Here is a 19,944-nt window from a genome sequence, read left to right as displayed (position 1 = left end):
TTAAATGAGGGTATGGGAAGTAATAATAAGATTAACGCTTGCTATTGTTATTGGTGGATTTATAGGATATGAAAGGGAATTTAAAAATAGGCCAGCAGGATTTAGAACTCATATATTAGTATGTGTGGGAGCAGCTGTTATATCAATGATACAATTATATAATCTAGAATATACTATAAGCCTAATTAACAATAATCCAGAGTTGGGTAGTTCATTAAAAGCAGACATTGGAAGATTAGGGGCACAAGTTATAAGTGGTATAGGTTTTTTAGGCGCAGGTACTATAATACGGGATAGTGGATCGGTAAAAGGACTAACTACGGCTGCTAGTTTATGGGTAGTGGCCTGCATAGGGCTAGCTATTGGTCTGGGATATTATACTCTAAGCGTATTATCAAGTATAGTTGTAGTTATTTCGCTTGTAGGTTTAAAAAAAGTTGAGGCGAAGTTTTTAGATAAGAGTAAAATACTACAAATAGAAATACAATATTTGGAAAAGAATAATATGATTCAAAAAGTTTCAGAGTACTTTCAAAGTAAACATATAAAGATCACAAATATAGAATTTACTTTTGATAACATTGATGAAGATGAAGAATACCCTTATGGAAAAAATTTATTTACAATTATGGTGCCAAGGCATATTCAGGTATCAGAAATATTAAAAGATTTAACCAGTTTTGAAGAAGTAATTAAAGTTAGTATTATATAGTATGAAATTTTTGTTATTGATACTTTAGAGACTATGTGAAAATAAACTTTAGATACAATATATTTATGTTTTTTAAATTAAAACATAAATATATTGTATTATTTTTTTATTTTAAAATAGTCTTCTTTTATATTATTGAAAGTAATATATATGTTAATAAATATATATTTTGCAAAATTGCTTTTACCAAATATAGAGTTATGAAAAGGTAAACATATGCTAAAATGTAGATAGGTTAAGGAGGGGTTAATATGTTAAAATTCAAAAATATTTTAGGAATAGTATTAGCATCTACAATATCAATAACAATGTTAGCTGGTTGTGGAGCTAAAAAAGAAGAAGAAAAAAATAAAGATCAAAAACTTACAATATACTGCGGATTAATGGAAGATTATATGGTAGCTGCAGTTAAACAGTTCGAAAAGCAAACAGGTATTAAAGTAGACGCTGTAAGAATGAGTTCAGGAGAGATAATGGGAAGAATAAAAGCGGAAAAAGAGAATCCTAAAGCATCTGTTTGGTTTGGAGGTCCAGCAGACGGTTTTATTCAAGCTAAAAAAGATGGATTACTTGAAAAATATGAATCTTCAAATGCTAAGGATATACCAGAGCAATTTAAGGATAAGGAAGGTTATTGGACAGGTATATATAAAGGATATTTAGGATTTGTTTCAAATAAAAAATTATTAGCAGAAAAGGGTGCTCAGGCTCCACAGAGTTGGGATGATTTATTAAAGTCTGAATTTAAGGGACAGGTAGTGACTGCAAATCCAGGATCTTCTGGAACAGCATATACTTTACTTGCTTCTGTAGTTCAAATAATGGGAGAACAAAAAGGTCTTGATTACATGAAAAAGTTAAATGGACAAGTTAAATCCTATCAGAAATCTGGAACAGCTCCAGGAAGAATGGTTGGTCAAGGAGAAGCAATGGTAGGAATAACATTTTTACATGATGCTATAAAATATAGAGAAGAAGGAATGAAAGATATAGTATTATCGACTCCTAAAGAAGGAACAGGATATGAAATAGGAGCAGTAGCTATTTTAAAAGGTGCACCAGATGCAGAAGCGGCAAAGAAATTTGTTGATTGGTGTTTAACAAAAGAAGCTCAGGAATTAGGACAAACTGTAGGATCCTATCAGTTCTTAACTAATCCTCAAGCTCAGCCACCAAAACAGGCAGATGAATTAAAGGATACTAAGCTTATAAACTATGATTTTGAATGGGCTGGTAGTCATAAAAGCGAATTAATTGAAAAATGGAATAACGCTATAAAGTAATATTAAAGCCCATCTTTTAAGATGGGCTTTAATAAAAAGCAGAGGTGATTATATGAATAATAAGATAAGAGCAGAAATAGATGATGCCAAAAAGATTATAAGAGATCCTATACTTTTAAGTATAATAATATTAGTAATAATATCTCTTATGATTTTCATATTGTGGCCATTATATGAAGTTTTAAAAGAGAGTTTTATAAGCAATAAGGGAGGAATAACACTTCAATATTACAAAGAAGTCCTTAGCCAAACTGAGACAAAAACTGTATTAATGAATACATTAATTCTTGGATTATTTGTAAGTTTTGTATCTACAATAATAGGTTTTTTATTTGCTTATGCAGATGCATATATAAAGCTAAAATTTAAAAAACTATTTAATATACTTACAATACTTCCTATTGTTTCACCCCCTTTTGCTCTTGCAATGTCTTTTATAATGTTATTTGGGCAAAGAGGTTTTGTAACTTATAGTATATTAGGTATTAAAGATGCAAATGTGTATGGTTTTTGGGGATTATCTGCTGTACAAGTATTAACATTTTTTCCTGTAGCATATTTAGTGTTAGCAGGATTATTAAAACAAATAGATCCATCTTATGAAGAAGCAGCAAGAAATATGGGAGCTTCAAGAGCACACATATTTAAGACAATCATATTACCATTATTAAGACCAGGAATAGCTAATGCATTTTTATTAGTATTTATTCAGAGCGTTGCAGATTTCGGTAATGCTATGGTTATTGGAGGAAACTTTACAACTTTAGCAGCAAAGACCTACTTACAAGCAATGGGAAACTATGATCTTAAAGGTGGAACAGCTTTAGCTACAGTGCTTTTAACTATATCTATTATTATGTTTGTATTGCAAAAATATTGGGTTGGAAATAAATCCTATGTAACAGTTACAGGAAAGCCGTCAAGACAGAGAGATTATATAAGTGAAAAATCAATTACAGTTCCAATAGAAACTCTTTGTTATTTAATTTGTTTATTTATAATGATTTTATATATTTTAATTCCTTATGGTTCATTTGTTAATTTATGGGGGATAGACTATACCCCTACGTTAAAACACTATAAATATATAATGAATTTAGGATTAAAGCCATTAATGGATACTACTTATCTTTCTTTGATAGCAATGCCTATAACAGGAATTATGGGAATGATAATAGCTTTTTTAATAGTAAGAAAGAAATTTTTAGGAAGAAGAGCGGTAGAATTTGTATCAATGCTTTCTATGGCTGTACCAGGTACTGTAATAGGAATGGGATATGTATTGGCTTATAATAAAAAGCCTTTAATATTGACAGGTACATCTATAATTATTATATTAGCATTTATATTCAGAAGTATGCCAGTTGGAATAAGATCTGGAGTGGCTTCATTACAACAAATAGATCCAGGAATAGAGGAAGCGGCTCAAGATCTTGGTGCTAATTCATTAAAAGTATTTACTTCTGTAACTATTCCTTTAATTAAATCAGCTTTCTTTAGTGGACTTGTATATAGTTTTGTAAGAAGCATGACTGCTGTTAGTGCTGTAATATTTTTAGTATCTGCGAATTATAATTTACTTACAGTAACAATTATGTCACAAGTTGATGTTGGAAGATTAGGAGTAGCAGCGGGATATTCTACTTTATTAATAATTATAGTTATGACAGTAGTTGGAATAATGAATTTCTTGTTAAGCAAAATAGGGATTAAAACTTCAACTAGAGAAATGTAGGAGGAATTACAATGAGTTCAAAGTTTGTTAAATTAGAAAATATAACAAAGATATATAAAGGAAATGAAGGAAAAACTTTTACTGCAGTTGATAATGTATCTGTTAAGATAGAGCCAGGTGAATTTGTTACTCTTTTAGGGCCTTCTGGCTGTGGGAAAACCACAACTTTGAGAATGATAGCTGGTTTTGAAGTGCCTACAAGTGGAGACATATATATAGGAGATGAAAAGGTTAATAGTCTTACACCAGATAAAAGAGATACCGCTATGGTATTTCAAACTTACGCATTATTTCCACATTTAAATACATTTGAAAATATAGCTTATGGATTGAAAATTAAAAAACTTCCTTCAAAGGATATAGGAAAAAGTGTCCAAACTATATTGGAACTTGTAGGATTGTCAGGTTTAGAAAATAGAGCACCTAATCAATTATCTGGAGGTCAGCAACAAAGAGTAGCTTTGGCAAGAGCTCTTGTTATGCAACCATCAGTTCTTCTATTTGATGAACCTTTATCAAATTTAGATGCTAAACTTAGAGTTCATATGAGAACTGAAATAAGAAAAATTCAAAAAAAGATTGGAATAACTAGTGTATATGTGACTCATGACCAAGCAGAAGCTATGAGTATGTCAGATAGAGTAATAATAATGAATAAGGGAATAATAGAACAAATAGGAACGCCTCAAGAAATATATAAAAATCCTGCTTCAGAATTTGTAGCTGATTTTATAGGAGTTGCCAATATATTTGATTCTTTTATTGAAGAAATAGAATCAGAGTTTGTATATATAAATCTTTTTGATAAAAGATTTAAAGTTAAAACCCATAAACAATTCAATAAAAAAGACAAAGTTAAGGTTGTAATTAGACCAGAAGCATTATCTTTTGAAGAAGGGAACATAGAAGTAGGAGTAAAATCTTCTGTATTTATGGGAGCTTATCAAGATTATAATTTAAAGTATGGCAATATAGAGATAAAGCTTACAGATTATAATCCTTTAAATAAAAAAGTATATAGTGAGGGGCAAACAGCTTTTCTTAACATTGATGAAAATAGTATACATTTGATACCAGTAAAGTAAATAGAATAGTTTGGAAGTTAAGCAGTCTTTTTTATATCATATATGAAAAGACTGCTTTTTTTATAACAATGATAGGCTATAGAATAAATTTTTATACAACGTGAAAATGATGTTAAGTTTTATGATGTATTGTATAATTAAAATAGTAGGTGATATTGTGATCAAAGATGTAGAATATAAGATACTACAGAATTTAGTAGAAACACAAGATTTTATTACAATAAAAGAAATTTCGAAGAATGCAAATATAAGTGAAAGAACTGTAAGGTATGCTTTAGATAATATTGACTATGTATTGAAAAAAAATGGTATGCCAACTATAGAAAAAAAATATGGTTTAGGGTTAAAGGTATCCCTAACAAGAAAGCAAATTGATTTGTTAGCAAATAAAGAATCAATTTATAAGAATTATCTTGGGTTTAGTAATAAATATAGATTAATATTATATCTTATGAAAAGCCATTATTCTAGAACATTACAAGAAATAGCTAATTTTATAGGAGTAAGTAGAATAACTGCATCAAAATATTTAGATGAAGGAGAAGGTTATTTAGCTGATAGGAATATAGAATTAATAAGAAAAAGAAATAAAGGAATTTATATTGTCGGTAAGGAATTGCAAAAAAGAAGAACTATATATGACATTATTTTTGAAAGTTATAATTATTCTAAAATACAAGGATTATTATATCCGGAAGACATATATGATTTAATGATATGGAATTATTTTTATGGTATAGATATCAAACAGATATGGGAAATTTTGGTGGAGTTTATGAAAGATAATAATACATCCCTATCAGATGTGGCATTTTACAATATTATTATTAATACATGCATTATGATAAAAAGAATTCAACAGGATTTTATAGTTGATATTGAATATGAAAAGATGGATTATATATCAGAAACCTTTGAATATGAGCAGGCTAAAAAGTTCTGTAATGAATTGTCTAAGAAATATAATATTGTAATTCCCAAGACGGAAGTAATATGGATTTCTATGCATTTTTTAGGCGCAAATCCTACTAAATTCTTAGAGGACGATATATTTTCAAACTTAAAAGAAAGAGATAAACTAATTAACTGTATTCATAGTATGGTAAGCATGTTTGAAGAAGAAGGAAGAGTTGCTTTTAGTAATAAAGAGGAAATAATTAATGGGCTTTTTGTACATTTAATGCCAGCTATAAATAGGGCAAAGTATAATATAGAAATTAAAAATTGTTTTAAAGATGATATTAAAACATCTTACACAAGATTATATAATATTACTTTAAAAATAAGTGAAATTATAAATAAAGAATTTAATGTAACCCTTAGTGGAGATGAGATATCTTATATATGTCTTCATTTTGTAGCTGCTATAGAAAAAGTTAATAGAGGATGTACTTGTAAAAAGAGAGTAATAGTACTTTGTTCCACAGGAGTAGGTACTTCAAAATTGTTGGCTAGTAAGCTTAAGAACTATTATGAAGATATAGAAATTGTAGACATCATCTCCTATAACCAATTTGTATCTAGAAATACCTTTGATATAGATTATGTTATAAGTACTGTAGCTGTAAAAGAAGCTAATGTGCCTGTTATAGTTGTAAATCCTCTTATAAATAAAGAAGATAGAGAGGAGTTATCTAAAATATTTACCCCAAAGGTTAGAGAGAAAGGTGTAAATATGGATGACATACTAAATATTATAGATCAATATTGTACAATAAATGATGTTCAATCCCTTCAAAGGCATTTAAAAGAATATATATTAGGGGAACAAGGGACAGAAGTTATACATATATGGGATGTGCTGACAGAGGACTTCATTAGAGTAGGAGTAAAAGTTGATACTCCAGAAGAAGCAATAAAGATATCAGGGAAACTTTTACAAGATGAAGGTTATGTGAATGGAAACTATGTAAACAATTTAATAGCTGGCATAAGTAGAAAAGGCAAGAATGGTCCATATATTGTTATATCTAATGGCATAGCATTACCACATGCCAAGCCAGAGGATGGTGTTTATAAAACAGGGTTTTCTATGGTTGTATTGAAGGAGCCAGTAAGATTTGGACATAAGAAACATGATCCTGTGAGTTTAATAATTAGTTTTGGAACAAAGAATAATAAGGAACATTTAAAGGCCTTAGAAGAGATAACAACATTTATAACTAATAGGAGTAATTTAAGAAAATTACTTGAATGTAGAAATGAAGAAGAAATTGTTTCTTTGTTACTGCAGTATAAGGAGGAAAAGGGATGCTGAATATTGTAGTAGTATGTAGTTTGGGATTGGGAAGTAGTTTTATAATAGAGTCTAATGTAAGAATGTATTTCAAAGATAGCAATATAAAATATAATGTATTAAGATGTGACATAACTACTGCAGAATTTTATGAACCAGATATATATATATGCTCAGAAGATATTAATTTTAATGTAGATAAAAAGAATATAGAGAAAATTGAATTAGAAGATTTATTAGATAAAGAAGAACTTAGTGATAAATTGACCAGCTATTTAAAGAGTAGAGGAATATAATTATGGATATCCTAGATGGATTAATGAGAACTGATATAATATTAGTCTGTATAATAACTTTAGGACTGATTATACAAAGGAAAAATATTAAAAATATATTTGTTTCTATAGTTAAGGGAAGTATGGGATATAGCATTATAGTTTTAGGTTCTAATATGGCTATAAATACTTTAAGTGTGTTGAGCTTAGTTATAAGAAGAGCTCTTCACGTGTTTGATATAATTCCTAGTAATGAAACTATGTTTAGTTTAACAGGAAACTATAATGGTAAAAATGCTTTGTTTATTATGATAATAGCTATGGCTTCAAACATAATAATTGCTAAGTTTAGTAAATTAAAATATATATTTATAAATGGTTATTACATATTATATATGTCAGGAATGTTAGCTTTATTAATAAATGATAAGCCAACATATATATTAATATGGACTGCAGGGATATATTTAGGATTCTTTATGAGTTTTTGTCCATATATAACTGCCAAGTTTATAAAAAATATAACAAATAGAGATGATATAGGACTTGCGCATTTTGGAAGTTTTGCTTGTTTTATTGGAGGAGTAAGTGCATTAATATTTAAAAATTCCAAAGAAGAAGAGATACCAAAAAGGAAAGTTTCATTTATGAGAGATAGTAATGTACTCATGGCCGTAAGTATGTTTATAATATATTTTTTAGCTATTATTAATGTGGATAAAGGGTTTTTATATGATTTTACAGGTGAAAAAGATAAAATATACATTGCATTTAAATACAGCATAAATTTTACTGTAGCATTTTATTTAATAATTTTAGGCGTTAGAATGATGACAGATGAAATATTATATGCATTTAAAGGAATTGCTGAAAAACTTATAAAAGATGCAAAGCCTGCCATGGATGGAGCAGTATTTTTTACTTATAATCCAGAGATGGTGATGTTAGGATTTATAGTTAGTTTATTAGGAGGAATTATTACTTTAATGATTCAGATGAAACTTAAAAGCCCTGTAGTAGTTCCTTCAATAACAACGCATCTTTTTTCAGGAGGAATAGCTGGTATCTTTGGATATTCTGCTGGAAAGAAAAGAGGAGCTATATTATCTGCATTAATACATGGAATTATTATAACAATTATACCAGTAGTTTTTCTCCCTATACTACAACCACATATAGGGCTTATGAGAACTTGTTATGCAGATTCAGATTTTGGAATATTGGCTATTTTATTTAATTTAATAAAGGCAATATTGAGTAATTAAGTATATATTTTAAATTTTCATTTCGACTTAATAAAAAATATAATATTTAGCTTTCTAGGTAAACAATATTTATAGTAAATAATTTTCTTGATTTGTGTTATAATCTATATGCAAATAGGATTATAATGTTATTTTGGAGGGTTGCTACATGAGTGAACGAATTGAAATGCCTAGATATGTAAAAATAGCAGTAGATGTAGCTGCTAGAATTTATAAAGGTGAACTGTTAGAAGGAAAAAAATTGAGGGGCAGATCAATTTTAGCAAGTGAATATAATGTTTCTCCAGAGACAATAAGAAAGTCTATGAAGTTACTAGAGGATAAAGGGGTAGTTGATGTAAATAAAGGAAGTGGAGTTATTATTAAGGCCCCTGAGAAGGCATATAAGTTTGTTGAAAGTTTCAAAGAAAAAGAAAGTATAGGTATGCTTAGATGTTCTATGAAGAAGTTGCTAGAAGATAGAAGGAACATAGAAAAACAGATACAAGATGTAAATGAAAAGATTATGGATTATTCCTATAGATTTAAAAACACAGATTTAGTAGAACCTATAGAAGTTGAAATTCCAAAAGAATCTCATATATTGGGTAAAACTATTGGAGAAAGTGAGTTTTGGCATAATACTGGGGGAACGATAGTTGGTGTAAAAAGAAAAGAAGAAATACTTATATCACCTGGACCTTATCTAGAGTTTAAAAAAGGTGACAAAATTTTAGTTGTTGGAGATGAAAATTTATTTCATAGAATAAAAAAATACTTAGAAAATGATATAGAATAGTGAAGTTAAAATACCAATTTGTATAGATTGGTATTTTTTATTTTCAAAAAATAACTAGAAAATTAAGTATTATAGCAGAAAAAATGTATAAAATTTACAATTATCATTTGACAAAGTAGCAATTTATATGATAAATTAAGATTGTTACTAGTTACAACTTCATTAAGTTGTTGAGATTGTTGGAATGATTATAATGTTAGGTACTAAAGAAGATAATGTAATTTAAGGAGGTAAGTATGGCAGAGATAGAAATAAATAATTTATATAAAGTTTTTGGACGAAATCCTAAAAAGGTTATTCCACTTTTAGAAAAAGGCATGACTAAAAATGAAATATATAAGAAGACAGGTAATTCTGTTGGAGTAAATAATGTTAGCTTTAAGGTAAATAGGGGAGAATTTTTTGTAGTTATGGGTTTATCGGGAAGTGGAAAGTCAACATTAATAAGGTGTTTAAATAGACTTATAGATCCAACTAGTGGAGAGATACTAATTGATGGAGAAGATATATTGAAGTCTAATGAAGAAAAGCTTCGTGAGATTAGACGTAAAAAAATAGCTATGGTATTTCAAAATTTCGCATTATTTCCTCATAGAACTATTTGCAGTAATGTTGAGTATGGATTAGAGGTGCAGGGAATAGATACTAAGGTAAGAAAGGAGAAAGCATATAAAGCTTTAGAATTAGTAGGACTTAAAGGGTATGAGGAGAGTATGCCAAGTGAATTGAGCGGAGGAATGAAACAAAGAGTTGGACTAGCTAGGGCATTGGCTACAGATCCAGAAGTTTTACTTATGGATGAAGCGTTTAGTGCGTTAGACCCTTTAATTCGTAAAGAGATGCAAGAAGAAATGCTTCAACTTCAATCTAAAATGCGAAAAACAATTATATTTATAACTCATGATTTAGATGAAGCTTTAAGACTTGGAGATAGAATAGCAATAATGAAAGATGGAGTAGTAGAGCAAATAGGAACACCTGAAGACATATTAACTAATCCATCTGGTGAATATGTAAGGAAATTTGTACAAGATGTAGATAGGACAAAGGTTATTACAGCATCAACTATTATGGAAAATGCTAAAGCTATAATCCTTGAGAAAGATGGACCTAAAACAGCTGTAAGGATGATGAAGGAAGAGGGGATTTCTAGTATTTATGTAACAGATAAAGATAGAAAACTAAAAGGAATTATAACAATTGATGATGCAATAGAACTTTCCAAAAAAGACGTTAAAAGTATAAATGATATTGTTATAAGGGAAGTTCCTAAAACATCGGAGGATGTACCAATTGCAGAATTATTATCAGTAGCTGTAGATACCAAGTATCCAATTGTAGTTATAGATAAAGAAAATACAATTCTTGGAATTATAAAAAGATCTACAATAATTGCTGGAATTGCTGGATAGGAGGATTAGAATGATTACACTACACATAGGACCTTACATTGAGTTTATAATTGATTGGCTAAAAGATAATATTTCTCCTTTCTTTGATTTTATAAAGTTAATTAATGAAACTCTTATAGAAGGGTTAGAAAAAGGACTTTTAGCGGTGCCCAGCATAGTAATAATAATAGCTTTTGTTTTAATTGCTTTTAAACTTGCTGGTAAAAAGACAGCTATTTTTACTCTGATAGGATTATTGTTTATTGATTCTATGGAATTATGGCCTCAAACTATGATGACACTATCACTTATTTTGATTTCTGCACTTATTTCTTTAATTATAGGGATACCACTTGGAATTTGTGCAGCTAGACGTGATAAAGTTAACAAGGTTTTAAGACCAATACTTGATTTTATGCAAACAATGCCAGCCTTTGTATATTTAATTCCTGCTGTATTGTTTTTTGGAATGGGTAAAGTTCCTGGAGCTATAGCTACAGTAATTTTCTCAATGCCACCTGCGGTTAGACTTACTAACTTAGGTATTAGGCAAGTTCCAGAAGATGTTATAGAAGCTGCTAAGTCATTTGGATCTACAAAAAATCAAATGCTATATAAGGTGCAGTTACCAATTGCATTACCAACTATATTAGCAGGAGTTAATCAAACCATAATGCTTTCCCTTTCAATGGTTGTTATCTCAGCTATGATAGGTGCAGGTGGACTAGGTAGAGAAGTATACAATGGAATAACACAAATGGAAGTAGGTTCAGGATTTGAAAGTGGACTTGCTGTTGTAATATTGGCAATGGTTCTAGATAGAATTACACAACAATTAGGTAAGGCTAAATAAAATAATGTTTAATAGTGAATAAGGGGGAAAAATAATGAATAAAAAGTTAAAGAGTATTATATCATTAGTATTTATTGGTGTATTGACGGTAGGAATGTTAGCTGGATGTGGAAATAAGACAGCCCAGACAAATTCAGATAATAAGGAAAAAAAAGAAAAAGTAAATTTAGGATATGTTAATTGGGCAGAAGGAATAGCTATGACTAATTTAGTTGAAGCAATACTAGAAGAAAAAATGGGTTATGAGGTTGAAAAAAAGCAGGGAGAAGCAGGAATGGTATTTACTTCACTAGCTAATGGCGATATGGATGTGTTTTTAGATGGATGGCTTCCTGTAACGCACAAAGATTACATGGAAAAATATAAAGGTAAATTAGAGAATTTGGGAACAAATTTTGAGAATGCAAAAATAGGGTTAGTAGTTCCTAAATATATGAATGTAAATAGTATAGAAGATTTAAATGGAATTAAGGACAAATTAAAGGGAAAAATCATAGGAATAGACCCAGGTGCTGGAATAATGAAGACTACAAAGAAAGCTATAAAAGAGTATGGATTGAATTTAGAGCTTCTTGAGGGTAGCGGAGCAACAATGACTACAATGCTTAAGAAAGCTCAGGATGATAAGGAATCTATTGTTGTAACAGGATGGAAACCTCATTGGAAATTTGCTCGTTGGGATCTTAAGTTTTTAGAAGACCCAAAAGGTATTTTTGGAGCAGCTGAACATATTGATACAATTGCTAGAAAAGGATTTGAAAAAGAAATGCCTGAAGTGGCTCAATTTTTAAAGAATTTCAAAATGGATGATAAACAATTAGGAAGTCTTATGGGAGATATAAAAGACAACAGTGATAAGGATGCTTTAGATGTTGCAAAAGAGTGGATGAAGAAGAATGAGAAATTGGTAGATAGTTGGATTCCTAAAAAATAAGATATAAATAATAGTTTAATATAATATTTTTGGAAAACAAAGTCATAGTTTTCCTTATGTTAAGAAAAAAGGGCTTCTCAAAATGCATATATATGTGTTTTGAGATAGTCTTTTTTTATGCCTAAATAAGAGCTGTTATGACAAAGATAATGCTAAAGTCACTATGTACCAAGGAAATACTAGGTAATTAAATATACATTTTAAATTTTGATTCACCACTAAGCTTTATTTCTCATATTATGTTATTAACAATAAAACGGAGTGGTGGTTTTGTTATATGCGCTAATTCTTGCAGGTGGAAAAGGAACAAGACTTTATCCATTATCTAGAGAAGATAATCCAAAGCAATTTTTAAAAATAATAAATAATAAAAGTTTTTTAAGAAATACTGTTGATAGGATAAAACCATTAGTTAATAAAGAAAATATATATGTAGTGACTAATGAAAGATATTTAGATAAAATATATGAAGAGTTACCAGAATTAAGTAAAGATAATATCTTTTTAGAACCAGCTAATAAAGAGACCGCTACATGTATAGGTCTATCTGCAGTAAAACTATTAAAAAAAGATAAGGATGCAACTATGATAGTTCTTCCATCAGATCATTATATTGAAAATAAAAAAATTTTTATAGATACTATAAATCAGGCAGTAGAAACAGTAAATAGGAGAAGAGGATTAATAACGATAGGTGTTTCACCTACAAGACCAGAAACAGGATATGGATATATAGAAATAGGGGAAAGAATAAATGGGCATATTGCATCTTATAAGGTAGAAAGATTTTTGGAAAAACCAAATTTAGAAGTAGCAAAAGATTTAATTTCAAAAGGTACTTATTTATGGAATAGTGGCATGTTTGTATGGAGAGCAGATGTATATTTGAGGGAAATGGAAAAGTATTTACCCAGAATGTATAAAAGCATGATGAATATATATGCTAGCATAGGAACAGAAAAAGAAGAAGAAATAATAAGAGAAGAATATGATTTAATTGATGGCATTTCTGTAGATTTTGGAATAATGCAGAAAACAAGAAAAGCTTATGTAATAAAATGTGAATTTGTATGGGATGATATTGGAAATTTTATGGCATTATCTAGATTTTTGAAAAATTTCCGAGGAAATAATGTTATAGGAAATACTTTTGTGGAAGAAAGTGATAATTGTATAGTTTTTAGCGATAAAAAATTGGTCATTGGATTTGGAGTAAAAGACTTAATAATTGTAGATGCTGAAGATGTTATTTTGGTAATGGATAAAAATAAAGATCAAGAAATAAAACATTTAGTAAATGAATTGAAGAAATGTGAAGAATTAAGTAAGTATATTTAGATTAATTATCTGTTAATTTATATTTTAAAAAAGTGCGTTGCACTTTTTTTATTTTGTATGTAAATATTATTTTAATGATATAATATTTTTTAAGGTATTGGTTTATATAATTATGAAAAAGGAATGATAAGGATGAAATTATTAAGAGAATTTTATAATAGAGATACAATTACTGTAGCAAGAGAGCTACTAGGTAAGGTACTAGTGACGAAACAAAAAGGAGCAATATGTAAAGGGAAAATAGTAGAAGTAGAAGCATACATGGGACCCATGGATAAAGCAGCACATTCTTATAATGGGAGAAGAACAAAACGGGTAGAAGTTATGTATGGAGATGCTGGATTTGCTTATGTATATTTCATATATGGTCTATATTACTGTATGAATGTAGTTACTAGGGAAAAAGATATACCGCAAGCAGTCTTAATAAGAGCTTTACAACCTTTGGAAGGTATAGATATTATGAGTAATAGAAGATTTGATAAAAATTATGATGAACTAAGTAAAAGAGAAAAAATGAATTTAACTAATGGACCTTCTAAACTATGCATAGCTATGGATATTAATAGATCATTTAATGGAAAAGATTTATGTGGAGATATAATTTATATAGAGGACTTTAAAAATGATAAATTTAATATAGGAGTTTCAAAAAGAATTGGAATAGATTATGCTGAAGAAGCTAGAGATTATCCATGGAGATTTTTTATAGAAGGTAATAAATATGTATCAAAATAAATTCGCTTATAACAAAAACGTTTTCATATAACTTAACAGAATGAAATTAATTTATAGGAGGGAAATATGATTAACGTAAATAAAGATAAATATGATTTTAACAATATTACTGATTATGAGAGTCTGAAGAAAAAACTAATTGAAGAAAGAAACTGGTCGGAAATGTTAAGGATAGCATTAGATATGGCTTATGAGGGAGTAGTCATTGTAAATAAGGATGGATATATTAATACAATAAGTAAAGCATATGCGGATTTTTTAGGAGTAGATGATAAAGAAGTCATAGGCAAGCATATTACAGAGGTAATTGAAAATACTCGATTACATATAATAGCGAAAACAGGAAAAGTGGAAGAGGCTCAATTACAAAAAGTAGGTTGTAAATATATGATAGCTAACAGAAATCCTATTATTATTGATGGGGAGATAAAAGGAGCAGTAGGTAAAGTACTTTTTAGAAATGTAAAAGAGTTAGATTTTCTTTATAAAAAATTTAGTAAAGTTCAGAAAGAATTAGAAGATTATAAAGAAGAAATCCAGCAGCAAAATAGTGCAAGATATTCATTTTCAGATATTGTAGGTAATGGTGATGGAATTATGGAAGCTAAAAAATTAGCTAAAAAGGCAGCGCTTACGGATTCTAACGTGTTATTAACTGGAGAAAGTGGTACGGGAAAAGAACTATTTGCTCATGCTATACATAAAAACAGTAACAGAGTATATGGACATTTTATTAAAGTTAATTGTGCAGCAATTCCGTCTGATTTATTAGAATCTGAATTATTTGGATATGAAAAAGGAGCATTTACAGGTGCAAAAAAAGAAGGTAAAATGGGGAAATTTGAATTAGCAGATGGAGGAACTATTTTCTTAGATGAAATTGGAGATATGCCATTACATATGCAAGTAAAACTTTTAAGAGTATTACAAGAGAAGGAAGTTGAGAGAGTAGGTGCTATCTCACCTAAGAATATTGATATAAGAATTATTGCAGCTACAAACCAAGACCTTGAGCATATGATAAAGGAGGGAAAGTTTAGAGCAGATTTATATTATAGACTCAATGTAGTTACAATAAAGATTCCTCCATTAAGAGAGAGAAAAGAAGATATTATATTATTAGCAAAATTTCTAAGTAGTAAAATATCTAAAAAATTGAATAGAATAGAATGCGAAATCTCAGATGAAGCGTTAGAATATTTAAAGAATTATAGGTGGGAAGGAAATGTGAGGCAGTTAGAAAATGCAATAGAAAGAGCCATAAATATAATGGAGGATAACAATGAGGTATTGTTACCTAAGCATTTACCTAAAGAAATAACTGGCATTCAGAAGAATATAAATGTTTCTAAGCTTGAGGACATAATAAGTGAAGCAGAGAGAAATGCTATAATTAACGCAATAAAAGCTTGTAGTGGAAACAAATTAAAAGCAGCTAAAACTTTAGGAATAAGTCGAACCACATTATATGAGAAAATAAATAAACATAAAATATTTTTAAAATTTTGATTAATCTGTATAAGGTGTACTGAAAACTGTACATATTTTTACGTTTATTTTAAAAATGTACGTTTATCAGTACATTTTTTTTTGATTTTTTGAAAAGTGTAAGGTTAAGTTTACAAATTACTTGTTAAATAAATTTATAAACTTTCATATTATTTTATTTGTGAATCCATGAAATCTAGATGAACCAATGGGTTTGCTAGAATAAAGTAAAGTCATTTTTTATATTGGCACAGTTATTGCTATTAATAAAAATGTAGATTCGTAGTGAATATAGGAGGGAGGAAATGTTTGTGAATAAAGTGAAAACTGCTGAAGAAGCAGTTAAAATGATCAAGAATGGGAGTACTGTTGCTATAGGAGGTTTTATAGGAACTGGTCATCCAGAAGAAATAACATCTGAAATAGAAAGAAGCTTTTTTAATTCAGGAATTCCTAAAGATCTTACTTTGGTTTATGCTGCGGGACAAGGAGATTCTAAAGAGAAAGGCTTAAATCATTTAGGACATGAAGGATTAGTGTCAAAGGTAATAGGAGGACACTGGGGGTTGGCTCCTAGGCTTCAAAAATTAGCCTTAGAGAACAAGGTACAAGCTTATAATCTTCCACAAGGAGTAATCTCACACTTGTTTAGAGATATAGCAGCAAAAAAGGTAGGAGTAATAACTCATGTTGGACTTAAAACTTTTGTAGATCCTAGAGTTGAAGGTGGAAGATTAAACGATATGACTAAGGAGGATATTGTAAAGGTTGTCACTATAGATGATAAAGAAAGACTATTATATAAGGCATTTCCTGTTGACGTTAGTATAATAAGAGCTACTTATGCTGATGAAAAGGGAAATTTATCCTTTGAAAAAGAAGCCGCCACTTTAGAAGCAGTATCAATAGCTCAAGCAGCTAAAAATTCAGGAGGAATAGTAATAGCTCAGGTTGAGTCTATAGTTAAGGCTGGAAGCTTAGATGCTAAGTTAGTTAAAATTCCAGGTATATATGTAGATGCTGTAGTAGTAGCTCAACCTGTTAATCATATGCAGACCTTTTCAGAAAGTTTTAATCCTTCATATTGTGGTGAAATAAAGATTCCTTTAGATCTTGTAAAACCAATGACATTAGATGAAAGAAAAATAATATCAAGAAGAGCAGCTATGGAGCTTACTGCAAATGCTGTAGTAAACTTAGGAATTGGAGTGCCAGAAGGAGTTGCAGCAGTAGCTAATGAAGAGGGAATTGGAGACATTATGACTTTAACGGTAGAAGCTGGACCAATAGGGGGAGTACCTGCAAGTGGATTAAGTTTTGGAGCTTCTGTAAATGCTGAGTGTATTTTAGATCAACCATATCAATTTGATTTTTATGATGGAGGGGGCCTTGATATAGCTTTTTTAGGTTTAGCTCAATGTGATAAAAAAGGAAATATTAATGTAAGTAAATTTGGTCCTAAAATAGCTGGATGTGGGGGATTTATTAATATTACGCAAAATTCAAAGAAGGTTGTATACTGTGGAACCTTTACAGCAGGTGGATTAAAGGTAAAAACTGAAAATGGAAAACTTATTATTGAAAAGGAAGGGAAAGCTAAAAAGTTTGTTGAGAATGTTGAACAGATAACCTTTAGTGGAGATTATGCAAGAGAAGTAGGACAACAAGTTATATATATAACTGAAAGAGCAGTATTTGAGTTAAAAGAAGAAGGACTAGTTCTAACAGAAATAGCTCCAGGAGTTGATTTACAAAAAGATATTTTAGGGTGTATGGACTTTAAGCCAATAATAGATGGAGAACTTAAGATTATGGATAAAAGAATATTTAAAGATGAAATTATGGGAATTAAAATTAACCAAATAAAAGTATAGAAGGGAGAAAAATTATGTTAGGTGTTATAGGTATTATAATTTCACTAGTCTTATTAATGTATTTGGCTTATAGAGGGATTACAGTTTTAATTTTAGCTCCAGTATTAGCACTACTTGCAGTTTTATTTTCAGGAGATCTTCCTTTACTTGTAACTTATACAGAAATATTTATGAAAGATTTTGCTGGATATGCAAAGACCTATTTTCCGCTATTCCTGTTGGGAGCAGTGTTTGGAAAAGTAATGGATGATTCAGGAGCAGCTAAATCAATTGCAAACTTTATAGCAAATAAACTTGGAAAAGATAAAGCTATATTGGCAGTAGTGTTATCCTGTGCGGTATTAACATATGGTGGAGTTTCTCTATTTGTTGTTGCCTTTGCCGTATATCCTATAGCAGTTGAACTGTTTAAAGAAGCTAATTTGCCTAAAAGACTTGTACCTGGATCTATAGCGTTAGGAGCATTTACTTTTACTATGACAGCCTTACCAGGAAGTCCTCAGATTCAAAATGCTATACCAATGACTTATTTTGGAACAACTGCTTGGGCAGCACCTGTGTTAGGTGTAATTGCTTCGATTGTAATGTTTACCTTAGGTATGATGTGGCTTAATGGAAGAGCTAAGAAGGCAGCTGCTGCTGGAGAAGGATATGGAAATCATAAAGAAGAAAAGCTTGAAACATTAGATGAATCTAAGCTTCCTAATATATTTGTGGCTATTGCTCCTATAGTAGTAGTATTGGTATTGAACTATATATTAGGTAGATATTTTGGAAATATGCCGGGAGAATATCTTAAAAAATATGGAACGTCTGTAGATAAAGTAAAAGGACTTTGGAGCTTAATTGTTGCACTAATTATATCAATAGTACTTGCAATAATTTTAATGAGAAAGAATTTTAAAAGTGTAATAAAGACTATTAATGATGGAGCTATTGGTTCATTATTAGCTATAGCTAATACTTCATCAGAAGTTGGATATGGGAATGTTATTAAAGCATTGGGAGCTTTTGCATTAATTAAATCAGCAATACTTGCAATACCAGGAACCCCTTTAATTTCTTTATCATTTTCAACCAGTATATTAGCTGGTATAACTGGATCAGCTTCAGGAGGAATGAGCATAGCACTTGGAGCGTTAGGGGATATATATATGCAAAAAGCTGTGGTCCTTGGAATCAACCCAGAAGCATTTCATAGAATAGCAGCTATTGCATGTGGAGGATTTGATACACTTCCACATAATGGAGCGGTAATAACTTTATTAGGGATAACAGGTCTTACACATAAAGAATCATATGTAGATATAGGTATGTGTACTGTAATAATTCCAGTTGCAGCTACAATAGTATGTATAATTGCAGCTAGTTTTGGAATAGTGTAAATGTTAAAAATAGAGAGGTGTTATTAATGGGAAAGACAATAAATGATCTAAAAGTTGGAGATAAAGCATTTGTAGAAAAGACTATAAGTGAAACAGATGTATATTTATTTGCGGGAATAAGTGGAGATTTAAACCCAGCACACATAAATCAGGTGAAATCAGAAAAAACTATATTTAAAGGTAGAATTGCACATGGAATTTTAGTATCAGGATTAATTTCAGCAGTTTTAGGAATGCAGTTACCTGGACCAGGTACAATATATTTAGGACAGGAACTAAAATTTGTTGCTCCGGTAAAAATTGGCGATACTGTAAGAGCAGAAGTGGAAGTGATAGAAATAATTAGTGAGAAAAATAGGATTAAATTAAAGACTACATGTAGCAATCAAGAAGGCAAAATAGTTATTTCAGGTGAAGCTTTAGTTATGCCACCAAAGGCCTAAATATGTAGAATTTAGTTAATTAATTAACAATAAAATTAGGAGGTAAAGGTAAATGAATTTTGCATTAACTAGAGAACAAGAATTTGTAAAACAAATGGTTAGAGAATTTGCTGAAAATGAAGTAAAGCCAA

At 29.8% G+C, this 19,944-nt stretch carries 17 protein-coding genes; all 17 read left to right on the top strand.

Annotated features, from left to right (window positions below):
* Window positions 1–4 precede the first annotated feature (4 nt).
* The 17 genes from J2Z24_RS20200 to J2Z24_RS20120 all read left to right on the top strand — a co-directional run bounded on the left by J2Z24_RS20200 (window position 5) and on the right by J2Z24_RS20120 (window position 19,813).
* On the top strand, window positions 5–712 hold the full coding sequence (locus tag J2Z24_RS20200; protein WP_035147622.1) for an MgtC/SapB family protein: 708 nt from the start codon (window positions 5–7) through the stop codon (window positions 710–712).
* A gap of 251 nt (window positions 713–963) precedes the next feature.
* On the top strand, window positions 964–1,995 hold the full coding sequence (locus tag J2Z24_RS20195; protein WP_035147623.1) for an ABC transporter substrate-binding protein: 1,032 nt from the start codon (window positions 964–966) through the stop codon (window positions 1,993–1,995).
* Between the two features lie 52 nt (window positions 1,996–2,047).
* Window positions 2,048–3,730, top strand: a complete 1,683-nt coding sequence (locus J2Z24_RS20190) for an ABC transporter permease (RefSeq protein ID WP_035147625.1) — start codon at window positions 2,048–2,050, stop codon at window positions 3,728–3,730.
* An 11-nt stretch (window positions 3,731–3,741) separates the two neighbouring features.
* On the top strand, window positions 3,742–4,815 hold the full coding sequence (locus J2Z24_RS20185) for an ABC transporter ATP-binding protein (RefSeq protein WP_035147627.1): 1,074 nt from the start codon (window positions 3,742–3,744) through the stop codon (window positions 4,813–4,815).
* A 157-nt stretch (window positions 4,816–4,972) separates the two neighbouring features.
* Window positions 4,973–7,072, top strand: a complete 2,100-nt coding sequence (locus J2Z24_RS20180; protein ID WP_242990721.1) for a BglG family transcription antiterminator — start codon at window positions 4,973–4,975, stop codon at window positions 7,070–7,072.
* On the top strand, window positions 7,066–7,347 hold the full coding sequence (locus tag J2Z24_RS20175; RefSeq protein ID WP_035147628.1) for a PTS sugar transporter subunit IIB: 282 nt from the start codon (window positions 7,066–7,068) through the stop codon (window positions 7,345–7,347). Before J2Z24_RS20180 ends, J2Z24_RS20175 begins: the two co-directional genes overlap by 7 nt.
* Window positions 7,348–7,349: 2 nt before the next feature.
* Window positions 7,350–8,591: a PTS transporter subunit IIC gene (locus tag J2Z24_RS20170; RefSeq protein ID WP_035147630.1), complete on the top strand. Its 1,242-nt coding sequence runs from the start codon at window positions 7,350–7,352 to the stop codon at window positions 8,589–8,591.
* Window positions 8,592–8,739: 148 nt separating this feature from the next.
* Window positions 8,740–9,369, top strand: a complete 630-nt coding sequence (locus J2Z24_RS20165) for a GntR family transcriptional regulator (protein WP_035147631.1) — start codon at window positions 8,740–8,742, stop codon at window positions 9,367–9,369.
* Between the two features lie 236 nt (window positions 9,370–9,605).
* Window positions 9,606–10,781, top strand: coding sequence for a quaternary amine ABC transporter ATP-binding protein (locus J2Z24_RS20160; protein ID WP_035147633.1), 1,176 nt, complete (start codon window positions 9,606–9,608; stop codon window positions 10,779–10,781).
* Window positions 10,782–10,791: 10 nt separating this feature from the next.
* Window positions 10,792–11,613, top strand: a complete 822-nt coding sequence (locus tag J2Z24_RS20155) for an ABC transporter permease (protein ID WP_035147635.1) — start codon at window positions 10,792–10,794, stop codon at window positions 11,611–11,613.
* A gap of 34 nt (window positions 11,614–11,647) precedes the next feature.
* A complete protein-coding gene (locus J2Z24_RS20150; RefSeq protein WP_035147637.1) occupies window positions 11,648–12,547 on the top strand; it encodes a glycine betaine ABC transporter substrate-binding protein in 900 nt (299 codons plus the stop codon).
* Window positions 12,548–12,817: 270 nt separating this feature from the next.
* A complete protein-coding gene (locus J2Z24_RS20145; protein ID WP_035147638.1) occupies window positions 12,818–13,885 on the top strand; it encodes a mannose-1-phosphate guanylyltransferase in 1,068 nt (355 codons plus the stop codon).
* A 132-nt stretch (window positions 13,886–14,017) separates the two neighbouring features.
* A complete protein-coding gene (locus J2Z24_RS20140; RefSeq protein ID WP_035147639.1) occupies window positions 14,018–14,623 on the top strand; it encodes a DNA-3-methyladenine glycosylase in 606 nt (201 codons plus the stop codon).
* Between the two features lie 66 nt (window positions 14,624–14,689).
* On the top strand, window positions 14,690–16,132 hold the full coding sequence (locus J2Z24_RS20135; RefSeq protein WP_085059045.1) for a sigma-54 interaction domain-containing protein: 1,443 nt from the start codon (window positions 14,690–14,692) through the stop codon (window positions 16,130–16,132).
* Between the two features lie 284 nt (window positions 16,133–16,416).
* Window positions 16,417–17,985 carry an acyl CoA:acetate/3-ketoacid CoA transferase gene (locus J2Z24_RS20130; RefSeq protein ID WP_207714638.1) on the top strand — a complete coding sequence of 523 codons (1,569 nt, stop codon included), beginning with the start codon at window positions 16,417–16,419 and terminating at the stop codon, window positions 17,983–17,985.
* A 14-nt stretch (window positions 17,986–17,999) separates the two neighbouring features.
* Window positions 18,000–19,370, top strand: a complete 1,371-nt coding sequence (locus J2Z24_RS20125; protein WP_206538603.1) for a GntP family permease — start codon at window positions 18,000–18,002, stop codon at window positions 19,368–19,370.
* A 26-nt stretch (window positions 19,371–19,396) separates the two neighbouring features.
* Window positions 19,397–19,813 carry a MaoC family dehydratase gene (locus J2Z24_RS20120; protein WP_035147643.1) on the top strand — a complete coding sequence of 139 codons (417 nt, stop codon included), beginning with the start codon at window positions 19,397–19,399 and terminating at the stop codon, window positions 19,811–19,813.
* Window positions 19,814–19,944 lie beyond the last annotated feature (131 nt).

Source organism: Clostridium tetanomorphum, from assembly GCF_017873215.1.
In the GTDB taxonomy this organism is placed as follows: Bacteria; Bacillota; Clostridia; order Clostridiales; family Clostridiaceae; genus Clostridium_AO; species Clostridium_AO tetanomorphum.
Note: the sequence above shows the minus strand (reverse complement) of the source record. Positions and strands in the feature narration are given on the sequence as shown.

Excerpts from the sequence above, each read along its gene's own strand:
- J2Z24_RS20165 (WP_035147631.1), top strand. The coding sequence starts at position 8,740 with ATGAGTGAACGAATTGAAATGCCTAGATATGTAAAAATAGCAGTAGAT.
- J2Z24_RS20190 (WP_035147625.1), top strand. The coding sequence starts at position 2,048 with ATGAATAATAAGATAAGAGCAGAAATAGATGATGCCAAAAAGATTATA.
- J2Z24_RS20140 (WP_035147639.1), top strand. The coding sequence starts at position 14,018 with ATGAAATTATTAAGAGAATTTTATAATAGAGATACAATTACTGTAGCA.
- J2Z24_RS20200 (WP_035147622.1), top strand. The coding sequence starts at position 5 with ATGAGGGTATGGGAAGTAATAATAAGATTAACGCTTGCTATTGTTATT.
- J2Z24_RS20125 (WP_206538603.1), top strand. The coding sequence starts at position 18,000 with ATGTTAGGTGTTATAGGTATTATAATTTCACTAGTCTTATTAATGTAT.
- J2Z24_RS20195 (WP_035147623.1), top strand. The coding sequence starts at position 964 with ATGTTAAAATTCAAAAATATTTTAGGAATAGTATTAGCATCTACAATA.
- J2Z24_RS20175 (WP_035147628.1), top strand. The coding sequence starts at position 7,066 with ATGCTGAATATTGTAGTAGTATGTAGTTTGGGATTGGGAAGTAGTTTT.
- J2Z24_RS20160 (WP_035147633.1), top strand. The coding sequence starts at position 9,606 with ATGGCAGAGATAGAAATAAATAATTTATATAAAGTTTTTGGACGAAAT.
- J2Z24_RS20185 (WP_035147627.1), top strand. The coding sequence starts at position 3,742 with ATGAGTTCAAAGTTTGTTAAATTAGAAAATATAACAAAGATATATAAA.
- J2Z24_RS20150 (WP_035147637.1), top strand. The coding sequence starts at position 11,648 with ATGAATAAAAAGTTAAAGAGTATTATATCATTAGTATTTATTGGTGTA.
- J2Z24_RS20135 (WP_085059045.1), top strand. The coding sequence starts at position 14,690 with ATGATTAACGTAAATAAAGATAAATATGATTTTAACAATATTACTGAT.
- J2Z24_RS20120 (WP_035147643.1), top strand. The coding sequence starts at position 19,397 with ATGGGAAAGACAATAAATGATCTAAAAGTTGGAGATAAAGCATTTGTA.
- J2Z24_RS20170 (WP_035147630.1), top strand. The coding sequence starts at position 7,350 with ATGGATATCCTAGATGGATTAATGAGAACTGATATAATATTAGTCTGT.
- J2Z24_RS20130 (WP_207714638.1), top strand. The coding sequence starts at position 16,417 with ATGTTTGTGAATAAAGTGAAAACTGCTGAAGAAGCAGTTAAAATGATC.
- J2Z24_RS20155 (WP_035147635.1), top strand. The coding sequence starts at position 10,792 with ATGATTACACTACACATAGGACCTTACATTGAGTTTATAATTGATTGG.